The following is a 15,428-nucleotide window of genomic DNA, read 5'->3' as shown; positions in this document are numbered from 1 at the left end:
CGCGGCCCCCAAGCCGCCCGTTCCCTGGAGCTCCGGCACGTGAAGAGCCCGTCCCAGTCCCGTGACCGCGGCATCCCCGAGGCGACGGTCGCCAGGCTTCCGTTGTACCTGCGGGCGCTGCACGGGATGGCGGAGCGCGGCATCGCGACCGTGAGCTCGGAGGACCTGGCCGTGGCCGCCGGCGTGAACTCGGCCAAGCTCCGCAAGGACCTTTCGCACCTCGGCTCGTACGGCACCCGCGGCGTAGGCTACGAGGTGGAGTACCTCGTCTACCAGATCTCCCGCGAACTCGGCCTGACCCAGGACTGGGCGGTCGCGATCGTCGGAGTCGGCAACCTCGGCCGCGCCCTCGCCAACTACGGCGGTTTCGTCTCCAGGGGCTTCCGCGTGGCCGCCCTCGTGGATGCCGACCCCGAAGTCGTGGGCGACACCATAGCGGGGTTGAATGTTGAGCACATCGACGAACTGGAAGCCGTCATCAAGCGGCGTGGAGTCTCGATCGTGGTTCTGGCGACACCGGCGGCAGCGGCACAGGAAGTGTGCGATCGTGTTGTCGCCGTGGGCGTGACCAGCATCCTGAACTTCGCCCCAGTCGTCCTCTCCGTTCCGGACACGGTCGACGTCCGGAAGGTCGACCTTTCAATCGAACTGCAGATTCTCGCGTTCCACGAGCAACGCAAAGCTGGGGGGCCACTCATGGCGGTGGACGGTCAATGAGTGTTCTGGCGATCGGACTCAGCCACCGGACCGCTCCGGTGGCTCTTCTAGAACGTGTCTCGGTGACCGGTGACGCACTCGTCAAGCTGCTGCACGACGTGCAGCAGGACGCCAGCGTCGCGGAGGCCATGGTGATCTCGACCTGCAACAGGGTCGAGATCTACGTCACGGTCGACCGCTTCCACGCCGCGGTCACCTCGATCAGCGGGCTGCTGGCCGTTCACTCCGGCGTGCCGGTCGACGAGCTGACCCCGCATCTCTACCTGCACTACGAGGAGCGGGCCGTCGAGCACCTGTTCTCGATGGTGTGCGGCCTCGACTCCATGGTCGTCGGCGAGGGCCAGATCCTGGGCCAGGTCCGCCAGGCGCTCAAGCTCGCCCAGAAGCACGGCACGGTCGGCGCGACCCTCAACGAGCTGACGCAGCAGGCGCTGCGCGTCGGCAAGCGCGCCCACACCGACACCGGCATCGACCAGGCCGGCGCCTCGCTCGTCTCGGCGGGCCTCGCGCTGGCCGGCGAGCTGGCCGGGCGGCGGGCGCTGGTGGTGGGCGCGGGCTCGATGAGCTCGCTGGCCGCCATCACGCTCCAGCGCGCCGGGGTCACCGACATCGTCGTGGCCAACCGCACGTACGAGCGGGGGGCGCGGCTGGCCGCGTCCGTCGGCGGGCGCGCGGTCGGGTTCTCCGCCGTACGCGAGGAACTGGCCGGAGCCAACATCGTGATCACCTGCACCGGCGCGGGGCGGCACGTCATCACCCCGGATATGCTGGGCGGGCCCGCGTTCCTGCTGGACCTGGCGCTGCCGCACGACATCGACCCGGCCGTGCGCCAGGTGCCCGGTGTCACGCTGGTCGACCTGGAGACGATCCAGGAGTCCGGCATCGGCTCGCGCGGCGGCGACGCCGTCGAGTCCGTACGCGCGCTCGTCGCCGAGGAGCTCAACGCCTACCTCGACGCCGCGCGCGCAGCCCGCGTCACCCCGACGGTGGTGGCGTTGCGCAGCAAGGCGGCGGGTGTGGTCGAGTCCGAGCTCGGCCGCCTGATGATGCGTATGCCCGATCTCGACGACAAGGCCAGGGACGAAGTCGCCATGACCGTGCAGAGGGTCGTAGACAAACTGCTTCACGAGCCGACTGTGCGTGTCAAGCAGCTCGCCGCAGGTCCAGGGGGCGATCATTATGCGGAAGCCCTGCGTGAGTTGTTCAATCTGGATCCGAAGATGCCCGCGGCCGTGAGGGAGGTGGAGCTGTGAACCTGCGGTTGGGCACCCGCCGCAGCACCCTGGCGACCACGCAGTCCCAGATGGTGGCCGACGCCTGCACCGAGCGCACCGGGCGTACGGTCGAGCTGGTGGGCGTGACGACCTTCGGCGACGTCACGAAGGCGCACCTGGCGCAGCTCGGCGGCACGGGCGTGTTCGTCAGCGCGCTGCGCGACAAGCTCGTCGAGGGCGAGATCGACTTCGCCGTCCACTCGCTGAAGGATCTGCCGACCAAGCAGGATCCGCGCTTCACGCTGGCCGCGCTCCCCGAGCGCCACGACCACCGCGACGCGCTGGTCGGGCCGCACAAGTTCGCCGACCTGCCCCCCGGGGCCAGGGTCGGCACGGGTTCGCCGCGCCGCGTCGCCATGCTGAGCGCACTCCGTCCCGACCTCGAGTACGTCCCGATCCGCGGCAACGCCGACACGCGCATCGGCAAGATCGCCGCCGGCGAGCTCGACGCGGTCGTGCTGGCCACCGCCGGGCTGACCAGGCTCGGCCGCAGCGGTGAGATCGCCCAGATCTTCGAGGTCGAGGAGCTGCTGCCGGCCCCCGGCCAGGGCGCCCTCGCCGTGGAGTGCCTGGCCGGGCGTACCGACCTGGTCGAGCTCCTCGGCGTGCTCGACGACCCGCGGACCCGCAGCGCGGTGACCGCCGAACGTGCCGTTCTGTCCGCTCTTGAGGCCGGCTGCGCCGCTCCGGTGGGTGCTTTCGCCGCCGATGACGGGCACACTCTGAACCTGACCGCCGTGGTCGTCTCCGTCGACGGCCGCGAAGCGGTCCGCAAGTCCGCCGCCGGCTCTCCTTCGGAGGCTGCACAGCTGGGCCGCCTCCTGGCGGCCGAGATGATCGCCGAAGGGGCCGACAGATTGATGGGGGAGCAGTCCCATTGAGCTCCGATAGTCCAACCTCCGGTTTCGTCGCCTTCGTGGGGGCGGGTCCCGGTGACCCCAACCTGCTGACGCTCCGCGCCGCCGAACTTCTCGGCAAGGCGGACGCCGTCGTGCTCGACGACGAGCAGTTCGGCCCGCTGCTCAAGTACTGCCGCGAGGGCGTCGAGGTCGCCGAGGGCGACTACGTCCAGCGGGCCAAGGCCGGGCAGCTCGTGGTGCGCCTGTGCGCGGGCGACCCCATGTTGTTCTCCTCGATCGACGACGAGGTCGCGGCCTGCGTGGCGGCGGAGGTGGACTTCGAGATCGTGCCGGGCGTACCGCCCGCGACCGCGGTGCTCACCTACGCCGGCATCCCGGCGGCCACCGCCGTGCCCGAGTTCCGCGTCGTCGACGCCGCGCAGGAGCAGGACTGGACGTCCCACGCCGCCACCCGCGGCACGCTGGTGATCTACAACGGCATCACCGAGGCCGTCGCCATCGGCAAGGCGCTGATCGCGGGCGGCAAGCCCGACACCACGCCGGTCGCGGTGAGCAGCGGCGGTACGACCACCGAGCAGTACACCGTCGTGTCCTCGCTCGGCCGGCTCCAGGCCGACCTGAAGCACGCCGGTTTCACCGAGCCCGCGCTGATCGTGGTCGGCGAGGCCGTCGGGCAGCGCGACAGGCTGTCGTGGTTCGAGACCAAGCCGCTGTTCGGCTGGCGGGTGCTGGTTCCCCGTACCAAGGAGCAGTCGCGCAGCCTGTCCGAGCAGCTCACGGCCTACGGCGCGGTGCCCGAGGAGGTCCCGACCATCTCGGTCGAGCCGCCGCGCACGCCGCAGCAGATGGACCGCGCCATCAAGGGCCTGGTCACCGGCCGCTACGAATGGGTGGCCTTCACCAGCGCCAACGCCGTCAAGGCCGTACGCGAGAAGTTCGAGGAGTACGGCCTCGACGCGCGGGCCTTCGCCGGCCTCAAGGTGGCCGCCGTGGGCGAGGCCACCTCGCAGGCCCTGGTCGAGTTCGGCGTCAAGCCCGACCTGCTGCCCTCGGGCGAGCAGTCCTCCGAGGGGCTGGTGGCCGAGTGGCCGCCGTACGACTCGATGCTCGACCCGATCAACCGGGTGCTGCTGCCGCGGGCCGACATCTCGACCGACACGCTGGTGGCCGGGCTGACCGAGCTGGGCTGGGAGTGCGACGACGTGACGGCGTACCGGACGGTGCGCGCCGCGCCGCCGCCCGCGCCCATCCGCGAGGCGATCAAGGGCGGCGGGTTCGACGCCGTGCTGTTCACCTCGTCCTCCACCGTGCGCAACCTCGTGGGCATCGCCGGCAAGCCCCACAACGTCACCGTGATCGCGGTGATCGGGCCGCAGACGGCCAAGACGGCCGAGGAGTTCGGGCTCCGGGTCGACGTCATGTCCGACAAGCCATCCGCATCCGCCTTGGCCGCAGCGCTGGCCGAGTTCGGTGCCAAGCAGCGTCAGGCGGCCGTGGCCGCGGGTGACAGCCCGCGCAAGCCCTCCCAGAACCGCCGTGGCGCCAGGAGGAGAGCCAAGTGAGCGCCCAGTACCCCATCGCTCGTCCCCGGCGCCTGCGCCGCAGCCCGGCGCTGCGGCGGATGGTGTCGGACACCCGGCTGCACGCCGCGGACCTGATCCTGCCGATGTTCGTCAAGGAGGGCATCGACGAGCCGCGGCCGGTGGCCTCCATGCCGGGCGTGTTCCAGCACACCCGCGACTCGCTGCGCAAGGCCGCGCACGACGCGGCCGAGGCGGGCGTGGGCGGGCTGATCCTGTTCGGCGTCCCGGCGGTGAAGGACGCCGCCGGATCGGCGGCCGACGACCCCGACGGCATCCTCCAGGTCGCGCTGCGCGAGGTGAACGCCGAGGTAGGCGACGCCCTCGTGGTCATCGCCGACACCTGCCTCGACGAGTTCACCGACAACGGTCACTGCGGGATCCTCACCCCGTCCGGCGACGTCGACAACGACGCCACGCTGGAGCGCTACGCCTCGGTCGCGGTGGCCCAGGCCACCGCCGGCGCGCAGATGATCGCGCCGAGCGGCATGATGGACGGCCAGGTCGGCGCCATCCGCGCCGCGCTCGACGGCGCCGGTTTCGGCGACATCCCGATCCTCGCCTACTCCGTCAAGTACGCCTCCGCCTTCTACGGCCCGTTCCGCGACGCGGCCGAGTGCGCGCCGCAGTTCGGCGACCGCAGCACCTACCAGCAGGATCCGGCCGGTCTGCCGGAGGAGGCGCTGCGCGAGGTCAGGCTCGACCTGGCCGAGGGCGCCGACGCCGTCATGGTCAAGCCGGCGCTGGCCTACCTCGACGTCATCACCCGCGTACGCGACGCCGTGGACGTTCCGGTGGCGGCGTACCAGGTGAGCGGCGAGTACGCGATGGTCGAGGCCGCCGCGGCCAACGGCTGGATCGACCGCGACCGGGTGATCATGGAATCGCTGGTCGCCATCAAGCGCGCCGGCGCCGACCTGATCCTCACCTACTGGGCCACGGAAGTGGCACGAGGGCTCTAACCAAGGGGTTTCCCGTCAACTCCTGTGGCCTGTGCGTTAGAGTGCGATAACAAGTGCTGGTGTGTCCCGCGTGTGCGAACGGCCCGGAGCCGGGACCTCCTCAGGCGCTGGACTTCGACGGGAGACACCATGGTGGGGGTACCACTGGCTCGGCGTACCAAAAAGCGGTCGCGCCCGACGCGCATCGATTCTGTGCTGGAGTACGCCTCGCTGGGCTGGCCCGTCGTACCGGGTGCCTTTCCGCTGCGTCAGGGGCCCCGCGCGTGTTCGTGCGACCGGATCGGCTGTCCCGATCCCGGTGCCCATCCGCTCTCGCCCGCCTGGCACATGCAGGCCACGACGGACATGGCGCTGCTGACCCGCTGGTGGGAGAGCGAGCCCGAGGCCAACGTGATTTTGCCCACCGGACGCGTGTTCGACGTGTTCGACGTACCGCTCGCCTCCGGCCTGTCCGCCCTCACGAGGATTGACGCCGCAGGAGCCCACTCAGGCCCGGTCGCCGCTCAAGGCGACCGGGTCTTGTTTTATGTGGCCACCCGCGGCAACCCCGAGGACGAGGACGAATGGTGGTCCTGCCAGCTCGACTGCGACCCGGCCACCATCGACGACACACCGGGCCTGCGCTGGCACTGCCGCGACAGCTACGTGCTTGCGCCGCCCTCGACGCTGCCCTCGGGCCAGCAGGTCTCCTGGCTCCGGCCGCCGGACGGCCGTCCGCTGCCCGACCCGCTGCGCATCCTGGAATGGCTGGCCGACTGACCACGCCCTGCTGCGAGGGCACGGGTGACCGGGGCTAACCTGGGTCGGGTGAGCCGTACACAGAACTCCGAGGACCTGTTCGCCCGCGCCCGAGAGGTGGTGCCCGGCGGCGTCAACTCGCCCGTGCGCGCGTTCGGCGCGGTGGGCGGCACTCCGCGTTTCATGGCCTCGGGCCAGGGGCCCTACATCACCGACGTCGACGGCAACCGCTACGTCGACCTGGTCTGCTCCTGGGGGCCGATGATCCTCGGCCACCGTGCGCCCGCGGTCGTCGAGGCCGTCACCGGCGCGGTCGCCCACGGTTTCTCCTACGGCACGGCCACGCCCGGCGAGGTCGAGCTGGCCGAGGAGATCGTCTCCCGGATGGCGCCGGTCGAGAAGGTGCGCCTGGTCAGCTCCGGCACCGAGGCGACGATGAGCGCGGTACGCCTGGCGCGCGGCTTCACCGGGCGGTCCAAGGTGATCAAGTTCGCCGGCTGCTACCACGGGCACGTCGACGCCCTGCTGGCCTCGGCCGGGTCGGGTGTGGTGACGTTCGGGCTGCCGGACACGCCGGGGGTGACCGGGGCGTCGGCCGCCGACACGATCGTGTTGCCGTACAACGACATCCAGGCGGTGGCGGAGGCGTTCGCCGCGGCCGACGTGGCCTGCGTGATCACCGAGGCGTGCCCGGCCAACATGGGCGTCGTCCCGCCGCTCGACGGCTTCAACGCCCGCCTGCGCGAGTTGTGCACGGCCAACGGCGCGCTGCTCATCGTCGACGAGGTGCTGACCGGCTTCCGCGTCTCACCCGCCGGCTGGTACGGCCTCGACCCGGTCGACGCCGACCTCATGACGTTCGGCAAGGTCATGGGCGGCGGCCTGCCGGCCGCGGCGTTCGGCGGCCGGGCCGACGTGATGGCCTACCTGGCCCCGGAGGGCCCGGTCTACCAGGCGGGCACCCTGTCCGGCAATCCGCTGGCGTGCGCCGCCGGCCTGGCCACCCTGCGCGCCCTCGACGCCGACGCCTACGCGCGCGTCGACGCCGCCGCGCTCGCGGTGGGTGACGCGGCGGCCGAGGCACTGGCGAAGGCGGGCGTGCCCCACCGGTTGCAGCGGGCGGGCAGCCTGTTCTCGATCTTCTTCGCCGACGCGGAGGTGCGCGACTTCGACCAGGCGAGGAGCCAGAACACCGCGGCGTTCACCGCGTTCTTCCACGCGATGCTCGACCAGGGGGTCTATCTGCCGCCGTCGGCGTACGAGGCGTGGTTCCTGTCGGCCTCCCACGACGACGAGGCGCTCAACCGGATCGCCGACGCCCTGCCGGCAGCGGCGAAGGCGGCAGCGGCGGTGTCGTAGCCCGGCGCGGCCTGGAACCGGCGTAGAGCACGCCGGAGACGATGAGGGCCGCGGCCAGGATCTCGGTCCAGGCGAGCGACTCGCCGGTCACGAGGGCGGCCGACGACATGCCGAACACCGGCACGAGCAGCGTGTACGGCGCCACGGTCGAGGCGTCGTACCGGCGCAGCAGCCAGCCCCACACGCCGAACCCGCCGAGCGTCGAGACGAAGGCCACGTAGGCCAGCGACAACCACCCCTCGGCGGGCGCGGCCAGCACGGGCGGCCCTTCGAGCAGCAGCGACAGCAGCAACAGCGGCGGCGCGGAGAAGGCGCTCACCCAGACCATGAACCGCAGCGAGTCCGGCGGCGCGGCCCTGCGCTGCACCACGTTGCCGAGTCCCCAGGCGGCCGCGGCGGCCACGCACAGGGCGAAGGCGCCCAGCGGCCCCGACACCCCGAAGTCGAACGCGACCAGGGCCAGGCCGCTGAAGGCGACCGCCAGACCCAGGACGCGGCGGGCGGTGAGCCGCTCACCGAGCAGCGTCACCGCGAACAGCACGGTGAACAACGCCTGCATCTGCAGGACGAGGGAGGTCAGCCCGGCCGGCATGCCCGCTCGCATGCCCACGAGCAACAGGCCGAACTGGCCCACTCCGAGGGTGGCCGCCACCCCGGCGACCCAGCGCCACGGGACTCCGGGCCGCCCCGCGAGCAGCAGGGCGGGGAACGCCGCCAGGGTGAACCTGATCCCCGCGTAGAGCAGGGGAGGGAAGTACTTCAGGCCGACCTGCATGACGACGAAGTTGAAGCCCCACACGGCCGCGAGGCCGACGGCGAGGGCGAGGTGGCGGGGGCTCACGCAGAGCGGGTCTTCTGGTACCGGTTGCGCTGCTCGCGGGCCTGCTCGGCCAGCACCTTCAGGTACGAGGTGGAACGGGTCTCGGGCTTCCTGCTCTTAATGATTCGCATGCATATATTTTCATCTGCTTCAGATACAGGGACAAGCGAGACTTTCTACGCTAAACCCTTTAGTCTGGCTTACATGTTGGACCTGAACCGGCTCAAGGCACTTCACGCCGTGCACGTCTACGGGTCCGTCGGGGCGGCGGCCGACGCCCTCATGGTCACGCCCTCGGCCGTCAGCCAGCAGATCGCCAAGCTGGAACGGGAGACCGGCGCCCGGCTCATGGAACGCAGCGGCCGCGGCGTACGGCTGACCGACGCCGCCGGCCTGCTCGCCGAGCACGCCGAACGCATCCTCGCCCTGGTCGAGACCGCGGAGGCGGACTTCGAGGCACTGCGCGGCGAGGTCGTCGGCCGGCTGAACATCGCCTCGTTCGCCACCGCCACCCGCGGCCTGATGCCCGGCGCGATCGTCTCCCTCAAGAAACGCCACCCCGACCTGCACGTCCAGCTCTTCGAACGGGAGCCCGAACGGGTGCTGCGCGAGGTGTCCAGGGGCGAGCTGGACCTGGGCGTCATCCAGGACTGGCTCAACCGGCCCATGGCCATGCCCGAGGGCCTGTCCAGGGCCACGTTGCTCGACGACGTGGCCGACATCGCGATCCCGGCCGACCACCCGCTGGCCGGACGCAGAGAGCTGGGGCTGGCCGAACTGCACGGCGAGCGGTGGATCAGCTCCTCGCCCGGCACCGTCTGCCACGACTGGCTGGTGTTCACGCTGCGCAACGCCTCGCTGGAGCCGGAGATCGCCTGCATGGCCGACGAGTACCCGACCCAGCTCGCGCTGGTCGCCGCCGGGCTCGGCTGCGCGATCGTGCCGCGCCTGGGCCGTGACTGCGTGCCCGACGGGGTGCGGCTGATCCCGATCGCGCCGCGCCAGTCGCGCCGCCTCTACGCGGTGTGGCGGACCGACGCCGCCCGCCGTCCCGCGATCAGGGCCACGGTCGAGGCCCTGCTCGGCGTCAGCCGCCAGAAGGAGAACGCCTGGGCGCTCAACTGATCCCGATCGCCACCGAGCCGCCGATAGGGCTCAACTGAGCGCGATCGCCACCACGCCGCCGAGGATCACGCCCGCCGCCAGCAGCCTGCGCCGCAGGTCGCCCTCGGCCAGCAGCCGCCCGCCGAGCACCACCGCGATCAGCACGCTCACCTCCCGCGCCGGCGCCACCACGCTCACCGGCGCCATCGTGAACGCGACCAGCACCAGCAGGTACGACAGGAAGATCAGGAACGCCGCGCCCACCACCCGCGACCGGTGCTCCCGCCACACGGCCCCGATCAGCCGCCGCCTGCGCCCGACGACGAACGGCGTGAGCGCCAGCGCCCGGCCGACCTCCCCGAGGTAGTTGAGCATGATCGGCGCCACCGCGAACGCGCTGACCACCTGCGAGTCCCACACCGTGTAGCCGGCGATGAACAGCCCTACGACCAGCCCGGACAGCAGCCCCCGCAGGTCGCCGCTCCCGGCCGCGCCGCCGCTCATCATGAACACCCCGACCCCGACGAGCACGATCCCGGCCACGCCGGCCGGCGCCGGATGCTCGCCCAGGAACAACACGGCGACCAGGCTGGCCAGCATCGGTCCCGTACCGCGGGCGACGGGGTAGACGAGCGACAGGTCGCCGGTGCCGTACCCGCGCTGGAGCAGGACGAAGTAGCCCAGGTGCAGCGCCGTGCTGCCACTGATCACGGCGAGGTCGCCCCACGTCAGGCGGGTGCCGGTGACCACCAGGAACCCGGCGAACAGCGGGCTCCACACCACTGTGGCCACGACCCCGATCAGCCAGAGGAAGACGATGCCGTCGGCCTGGGACGCCTTCTTGCTCAGCAGGTTCCAGGTGGCGTGCGCGACGGCGGCGACGAGGATGAGGGCCAGCGCCCAAGGACTCATCCGGGCGACTCCTTCCAGACAGAGCGGAGAGGAGCCTCCAGGCTTTTGTCCCGTCAGCTGTACGGCCCGGCAGGCCGCGGCGCCGCTCGGACCTGTCCTCCGGCTCTGGTTGTGGGGTGGGGGAGGCGAGCCGGACGCGGAACCCTAGGCGCAGTCAGTTCGACTTTACCTTTACGCGAAATGCCGGACCAGGCGGGCCCTGACTATGCCCGGCAGCGAAGCGGATAGGCTGTGCGACACCATGGCTGAAACGACCGTCGTCCACCTTTTGCGCCACGGTGAGGTGCACAACCCCGGAGGCGTCCTGTACGGCAGGCTGCCCGGCTACCACCTGTCCGACACCGGCAGGCTCATGGCCGAGACGGTCGCGAAGGCCGTCGAGGGCCGCGACATCGTCGCCCTCCACAGCTCGCCGCTCGAACGCGCGCTGGAGACCGCGGCCCCGCTCGCCGACAAGCTCGGCCTCGACGTGATCAAGGACGACCGTCTGCTCGAAGCGGCGAACATGCTGCAGGGCCGCCAGGTCGGCCAGGGGCTGGCCATCCTCCGCAATCCGCGCAACTACCGCTATTTCTGGAACCCGCTGCGCCCGTCGTGGGGGGAGGCGTACCCGGCGATCGTGGCGCGCATGAAGTCGGTGATCGACGACGCCAGGGCGGGCGCGCGCGGGCACGAGACCGTGCTGGTCAGCCACCAGCTCCCCATCTGGACCATCAGGATGGCCGCCGAGGGCCGCCGGTTGTGGCACGACCCGCGCCGCAGGCAGTGCGCGCTGGCCAGCCTCACCACGTTCACCTTCGAGGGCGATCGCCTGGTCAGCGTCGGCTACAGCGAACCGGCCGGATCGCTCAGTTCGGGGCCTTCCATACCCGGGGCCTGATGTCGGGGCCATCCGGCCCCGCCGGTAGAGTTGCAAGCTCTACCGGTTGTAGTACAAGGAGATCTTTCCTCCGTGCGCGCGACGTCCATCTCCCTCGTTCTTCTGGCCGCGCTGGCCGCGGGTTGCGCGGGCAACCAGAGCGGGCAACCACAGGTCGGTGACACCCGGTTCGTCGCGGGCGACGGCAAGATCCAGATCTTCGAGGCCGCCGACCGTAAACCGGCCCCGCCGGTGGAGGGCCCCACGCTCGACGGCGGCACCGCCTCGCTGGCCGCCCACAAGGGCAAGGTCGTGGTGCTCAACTTCTGGGCGTCGTGGTGCGGCCCGTGCCGGGCCGAGGCGCCGGTGCTGAAGGAGGTCGCCGGCAAGACCAAGGGCGACGTGCAGTTCATCGGCATCGACTTCAAGGACCGCAAGGCCGACGCCATCGCCTTCGAGCGCACCGAGCAGACGGGCTACTCCCACATCTTCGACCAGCCGGGCAAGGTCGCGCTGTCCTTCCAGGGCACCGTGCCGCCCGCGGCGATCCCGTCCACGCTGATCATCGACCGGCAGGGGCGCGTCGCGGCCCGGGCGCTCGGCGCGGTCAAGTACACCGACCTGATGGACACGGTGACCAAGGTGCGCGATGAGTGACGTCGTCGCCTCGGGCTCGCTGCTGCTCGCGGTGCCGATCGCGGTGCTGGCCGGGGTGGTGTCGTTCCTGTCGCCGTGCGTGTTGCCGCTGGTTCCGGGTTATCTGTCGTACGTGACGGGCATGAGCGCCGATCCCAAGCGGGGGCGGCTGGTGCTCGGCACGGTGTTGTTCGTGGCCGGGTTCGCGCTGGTGTTCGTGCTCGGCGGCGCGCTGTTCGGCGGGCTCGGGTCGGTCATGATCGGCAACGCGGAGATCATCACGCGGGTGCTGGGCGTCCTGACCATCCTGCTCGGGCTGGCCTTCCTGGGCGTGCTGCCCGGCCTGATGCGCGACGTGCGCATCCACAAGCTGCCGGCCGCGGGCCTGGCCGGCGCGCCGCTGCTCGGCGTGGTGTTCGGGCTCGGCTGGACGCCGTGCATCGGCCCCACGCTGGCCGTCGTGCTCACACTCGGGCTCAACGAGGGCAGCGCCTCGCGCGGCGCGCTGCTCGCCGTCGCGTACGCGCTCGGTCTCGGCCTGCCCTTCGTGGCCGCCGCCCTGGCCTACAGCAAGGCCCTGCGCACGTTCCGGGCCGTACGCAAGCACAGCCGGCTGATCACCAGGATCGGCGGGGGAATGATGGTGGCCGTCGGGCTGCTGCTCGTGACCGGGCTCTGGGGAGCCATGATCGCGGCCATGCAGGGGCTCATCGGCGGATTCGAGCCGGTGATCTGATGAGCGTCGACGAGCTGGTACGCGAGAACCACGAGCCCAAGCAGATCCGGCTGGGGCCGGTCGGCTGGGTCAGATGGGGCTGGCGCACCCTCACCTCGATGAAGACCGCGCTCATCCTGCTCTTCCTGCTCGCGCTCGGCTCGATCCCGGGCTCGCTGATCCCCCAGCGCGGCGTCGAGCCCGACAAAGTGGCGCTGATCTACCAGCAGAGCCCGTCCCTGGCCGAGTGGTACGAGCGCTTCCAGCTCTTCGAGGTCTTCACCTCGGTCTGGTTCGCCGCGGTCTACCTGCTGCTGTTCGCCTCGCTCGTCGGCTGCATCATCCCGCGCACCACGACCTACCTGCGCGAGCTGCGCCGCAAGCCGCCGGCCGCCCCCAAGAACCTGTCCCGCCTGCCTCACTCCGACTCCTTCGACGGCGACCTGACCACGGAGGAGGCCGCCAGGCGGCTGCGCAAGCTGCGCTTCCGCGTGGTCACCGGCGACGGCTGGGTGGCCGCCGAGAAGGGCTACCTGCGCGAGACCGGCAACCTGTTCTTCCACATCGCGCTGCTCGGCATCCTGCTCGCGGTCGGCTTCGGCTCGCTGTACGGCTACCGCGGCAACGTCCTGGTCGTCGAGGGCGACGGCTTCGCCAACACGGTGGCCGCCTACGACAGGTTCATCCCCGGCAGCCGGGTCTCGGCCGAGTCGCTCCAGCCGTTCTCCTTCGAGTTGTCCGACTTCAAGGTCACCTACCAGGTCGCGGGCGACAAGAAGGGCCAGGAGCTCGACTACTCCGCCTTCCTGAAGGTGCACGACGAGCCGGGCGCGCCGGGCCGCGACTACGAGCTCAAGGTCAACGAGCCGCTGGAGGTCGACGGCACGCAGACGTACCTGCTCGGCCACGGCTACGCGCCGATCTTCAAGGTCACCGACGGCAAGGGACAGGTCGCCTACGAGGGGGCCGTGGCCTGCCTGATCGACCAGAAGGCCACGCTGACCTCGTCGTGCGCCGTCAAGGTGCCCGACGCGCAGCCGTCCCAGCTCGGGTTCCTGCTGCGCTTCCTGCCGACCAGCGTGCCGCTCACCGACGGCACCTACGCCTCGGCCTTCCCCGCCGAGCTCCAGCCGCAGGTGCAGCTCATCGGCGGCTACGCGGGCGACCTCGGCATGCGCTCGGGCAAGCCGCAGTCGGTCTACGAGATCATCCCGAGCGAGCTCAAGGACAAGATCGTCCCGGTGGTCCGAGGATCGTTCTCGGCCAAGCCGATCTCGGTGGGCGGGTCGGTCGAGTTGCCCGGCGGGGCCGGGAAGCTGGAGTTCACCGGGGTCAAGGAATGGATCACCCTCCAGACCGCCTACGACCCCGGGCGTGTGCCCGCGCTGGTCGCGGCCGCGGTCGCGGTCATCGCCATCGCGCTGTCGCTGACGATCCGCCGCCGCCGTGTCTGGGTGCGGGTCAAGGAAGGCCGGGTCGACGTGGGCGGCCTGACCCGTACCGAGGGCTCCGCGGCGGGCTTCACCGAGGAGTTCGCCGACATCGTCAAGGCTCTATCAGCAGGAGAACAGGATGTCCGCTGAGCAACTCGCCGGGTTGAGCGACAATTTCGTCGTCGCCACCGTCCTGCTCTACATCATCGCCATGGTGGGCTTCGCGATGGAGCTGGCCTTCGGCAGGGCCGTTCTGGGCAAGGCCGCCGTGAAACGGGCCGCCCGGCAGCCCGTCATGGCCGGAGCTCCCTCGGGCGGCGACGTCGAGCCCGAAGAGGCCGTCGCCGTCCCCGAGCCGGTCAAGGGAGGTGTCGCGGCCCTCGCGGGCCGGATCGCGCTCGTGCTGGCCTGGATCGGCTGGGTCGGCAACCTGGGCGCCATCATCACCCGCGGCCTCGCCGTCGACCGGTGGCCCTGGGGCAACATGTACGAGTTCGTGGTGGCCATCTGCTTCGCCGCCGTGACCGCGTTCCTGTTCACCCAGGTGCGCCAGAACGTGCGTTTCCTGGGCGCGTTCGTCATGGTCGCGGCCACTCTCGGGCTCGGGTTCGCGGTCAAGGTGCTCTACACGGCGGCCGGGCCCGTGGTGCCGGCGCTGAACTCGTACTGGATCGCGATCCACGTCAGCGCCGCGATCCTGGCCAGCGGGCTGTTCACGCTGGCCGGAGTGTCGGGCGTGCTCTTCCTGGTGCGCGGCGACGGGCTCTCGCGCCTGCCGAGCCGCGACGACCTGGAGCGGGTGGCCCACCGCGCGATCGTGTTGTCCTTCCCGCTGTGGACGTTCGCGGTCATCGCCGGCGCGCTCTGGGCCGACCGGGCCTGGGGCCGCTACTGGGGCTGGGACCCCAAGGAGGTCTGGTCGTTCATCACCTGGGTGGCGTACGCGGCCTACCTGCACGCCAGGGTGACGGTCGGCTGGCGGGGCAGGGCCGCCATGATCGTGCAGCTGCTGGCGTTCGGGTGTCTGATGTTCAACCTGATCGGCGTCAACATCTTCATCTCCGGCCTGCACAGCTACGCCGACGTCAGCGGTTAGTCCTCGCCGCGCATCCGCCGGTCGAGATCTCTCAGGAAGTCGGGGTCGTCGTCCGGGCCCTTCGGCATGCCCGGGCCCGGAGGCACCGGCCACGGGTCGCGTACGACCTTCGGCCGGCCGCGCAGCATCCAGATCAGGCCGCCGAGCAGCGGGATCAGCACCACGATGAGGACCCACAGGGCCTTTGGTACGTTCCGGACCTCTTCTTCCGGTGCGGTGATGACGTCGAAGAGCGAGAAGAGCCAGAAGGCCAGCAACGCCAGGCCGATCAGAACACCTGCCATGACCCGAACTGTAAGCCATTCGCGACGTGATCGTGCCGGGCGATGTCCCGTTTCGGATGACTCGGGAAGATCGGCGTCG

General features: G+C 70.8%; 16 protein-coding genes. 13 read left to right on the top strand and 3 right to left on the bottom strand.

Annotation, left to right across the window (positions count from 1 at the left end; genetic code table 11):
• Positions 1 to 39 precede the first annotated feature (39 nt).
• From IEZ27_RS10360 to hemL, 7 genes are all read left to right on the top strand, one after another.
• Entirely contained in the window at positions 40 to 717 is a 678-nt protein-coding gene (locus IEZ27_RS10360; RefSeq protein ID WP_185845099.1) for a redox-sensing transcriptional repressor Rex, read from the top strand.
• On the top strand, positions 714 to 1,970 hold the full coding sequence (locus IEZ27_RS10355) for a glutamyl-tRNA reductase (RefSeq protein ID WP_189647008.1): 1,257 nt from the start codon (positions 714 to 716) through the stop codon (positions 1,968 to 1,970). Before IEZ27_RS10360 ends, IEZ27_RS10355 begins: the two co-directional genes overlap by 4 nt.
• Entirely contained in the window at positions 1,967 to 2,872 is a 906-nt protein-coding gene (hemC, locus tag IEZ27_RS10350) for a hydroxymethylbilane synthase (RefSeq protein WP_125643887.1), read from the top strand. Before IEZ27_RS10355 ends, hemC begins: the two co-directional genes overlap by 4 nt.
• Before the next feature lie 35 nt (positions 2,873 to 2,907).
• The gene (locus tag IEZ27_RS10345) at positions 2,908 to 4,413 is read left to right on the top strand and encodes a bifunctional uroporphyrinogen-III C-methyltransferase/uroporphyrinogen-III synthase (RefSeq protein ID WP_125643885.1); all 1,506 of its coding nucleotides are present in this window, start codon (positions 2,908 to 2,910) and stop codon (positions 4,411 to 4,413) included.
• A complete protein-coding gene (gene hemB, locus IEZ27_RS10340) occupies positions 4,410 to 5,393 on the top strand; it encodes a porphobilinogen synthase (RefSeq protein ID WP_189647007.1) in 984 nt (327 codons plus the stop codon). The genes IEZ27_RS10345 and hemB overlap by 4 nt, the downstream gene beginning before the upstream one ends.
• Positions 5,394 to 5,522: 129 nt before the next feature.
• A complete protein-coding gene (locus IEZ27_RS10335) occupies positions 5,523 to 6,152 on the top strand; it encodes a bifunctional DNA primase/polymerase (protein WP_189647006.1) in 630 nt (209 codons plus the stop codon).
• Between the two features lie 48 nt (positions 6,153 to 6,200).
• Entirely contained in the window at positions 6,201 to 7,490 is a 1,290-nt protein-coding gene (hemL, locus tag IEZ27_RS10330; RefSeq protein ID WP_189647005.1) for a glutamate-1-semialdehyde 2,1-aminomutase, read from the top strand.
• Here the strand turns inward: hemL and IEZ27_RS10325 are convergent.
• Positions 7,432 to 8,331, bottom strand: a complete 900-nt coding sequence (locus IEZ27_RS10325) for an EamA family transporter (protein WP_189647004.1) — start codon at positions 8,329 to 8,331, stop codon at positions 7,432 to 7,434. The two genes, hemL and IEZ27_RS10325, sit on opposite strands and share 59 nt — an antisense overlap.
• 183 nt (positions 8,332 to 8,514) lie before the next feature.
• Here IEZ27_RS10325 and IEZ27_RS10320 point away from each other — a divergent pair, with 183 nt between their 5' ends.
• Positions 8,515 to 9,435 carry a LysR family transcriptional regulator gene (locus IEZ27_RS10320; RefSeq protein ID WP_189647003.1) on the top strand — a complete coding sequence of 307 codons (921 nt, stop codon included), beginning with the start codon at positions 8,515 to 8,517 and terminating at the stop codon, positions 9,433 to 9,435.
• 30 nt (positions 9,436 to 9,465) lie between these two features.
• Here the strand turns inward: IEZ27_RS10320 and IEZ27_RS10315 are convergent, their stop codons facing one another.
• Positions 9,466 to 10,326, bottom strand: a complete 861-nt coding sequence (locus IEZ27_RS10315; RefSeq protein WP_125643873.1) for a DMT family transporter — start codon at positions 10,324 to 10,326, stop codon at positions 9,466 to 9,468.
• A gap of 241 nt (positions 10,327 to 10,567) precedes the next feature.
• On the opposite strand from IEZ27_RS10315, the gene IEZ27_RS10310 reads away from it, so the two are divergent.
• The 5 genes from IEZ27_RS10310 to ccsA all read left to right on the top strand — a co-directional run bounded on the left by IEZ27_RS10310 (position 10,568) and on the right by ccsA (position 15,065).
• Entirely contained in the window at positions 10,568 to 11,206 is a 639-nt protein-coding gene (locus IEZ27_RS10310; RefSeq protein ID WP_189647002.1) for a histidine phosphatase family protein, read from the top strand.
• A gap of 72 nt (positions 11,207 to 11,278) precedes the next feature.
• A complete protein-coding gene (locus tag IEZ27_RS10305) occupies positions 11,279 to 11,842 on the top strand; it encodes a TlpA family protein disulfide reductase (protein WP_125643869.1) in 564 nt (187 codons plus the stop codon).
• Positions 11,835 to 12,557: a cytochrome c biogenesis CcdA family protein gene (locus IEZ27_RS10300; RefSeq protein WP_189647001.1), complete on the top strand. Its 723-nt coding sequence runs from the start codon at positions 11,835 to 11,837 to the stop codon at positions 12,555 to 12,557. The genes IEZ27_RS10305 and IEZ27_RS10300 overlap by 8 nt, the downstream gene beginning before the upstream one ends.
• The gene (gene resB, locus IEZ27_RS10295; protein WP_189647000.1) at positions 12,557 to 14,119 is read left to right on the top strand and encodes a cytochrome c biogenesis protein ResB; all 1,563 of its coding nucleotides are present in this window, start codon (positions 12,557 to 12,559) and stop codon (positions 14,117 to 14,119) included. The genes IEZ27_RS10300 and resB overlap by 1 nt, the downstream gene beginning before the upstream one ends.
• Entirely contained in the window at positions 14,109 to 15,065 is a 957-nt protein-coding gene (gene ccsA / locus IEZ27_RS10290; protein WP_189646999.1) for a cytochrome c biogenesis protein CcsA, read from the top strand. The genes resB and ccsA overlap by 11 nt, the downstream gene beginning before the upstream one ends.
• On the opposite strand, the gene IEZ27_RS10285 is transcribed toward ccsA, so the two are convergent.
• Complete coding sequence (locus IEZ27_RS10285) at positions 15,062 to 15,349, bottom strand: PLD nuclease N-terminal domain-containing protein (RefSeq protein ID WP_125643861.1); 288 nt, start codon at positions 15,347 to 15,349, stop codon at positions 15,062 to 15,064. The genes ccsA and IEZ27_RS10285 overlap by 4 nt on opposite strands.
• Positions 15,350 to 15,428 lie beyond the last annotated feature (79 nt).

Origin of the sequence: Nonomuraea spiralis (genome assembly GCF_014648435.1) — a bacterium.
In the GTDB taxonomy this organism is placed as follows: Bacteria; Actinomycetota; Actinomycetes; order Streptosporangiales; family Streptosporangiaceae; genus Nonomuraea; species Nonomuraea spiralis.
The sequence above is the reverse complement of the archived record's forward strand: the minus strand, read 5'-3'. Positions and strand labels throughout refer to the sequence as shown.

Bases quoted from the DNA above. Each gene is read 5' to 3' on its own strand.
- resB (WP_189647000.1), top strand. From the start codon at position 12,557: ATGAGCGTCGACGAGCTGGTACGCGAGAACCACGAGCCCAAGCAGATC.
- ccsA (WP_189646999.1), top strand. From the start codon at position 14,109: ATGTCCGCTGAGCAACTCGCCGGGTTGAGCGACAATTTCGTCGTCGCC.
- IEZ27_RS10315 (WP_125643873.1), bottom strand. From the start codon at position 10,326: ATGAGTCCTTGGGCGCTGGCCCTCATCCTCGTCGCCGCCGTCGCGCAC.
- IEZ27_RS10355 (WP_189647008.1), top strand. From the start codon at position 714: ATGAGTGTTCTGGCGATCGGACTCAGCCACCGGACCGCTCCGGTGGCT.
- IEZ27_RS10285 (WP_125643861.1), bottom strand. From the start codon at position 15,349: ATGGCAGGTGTTCTGATCGGCCTGGCGTTGCTGGCCTTCTGGCTCTTC.
- IEZ27_RS10320 (WP_189647003.1), top strand. From the start codon at position 8,515: ATGTTGGACCTGAACCGGCTCAAGGCACTTCACGCCGTGCACGTCTAC.
- IEZ27_RS10310 (WP_189647002.1), top strand. From the start codon at position 10,568: ATGGCTGAAACGACCGTCGTCCACCTTTTGCGCCACGGTGAGGTGCAC.
- IEZ27_RS10335 (WP_189647006.1), top strand. From the start codon at position 5,523: ATGGTGGGGGTACCACTGGCTCGGCGTACCAAAAAGCGGTCGCGCCCG.
- IEZ27_RS10300 (WP_189647001.1), top strand. From the start codon at position 11,835: ATGAGTGACGTCGTCGCCTCGGGCTCGCTGCTGCTCGCGGTGCCGATC.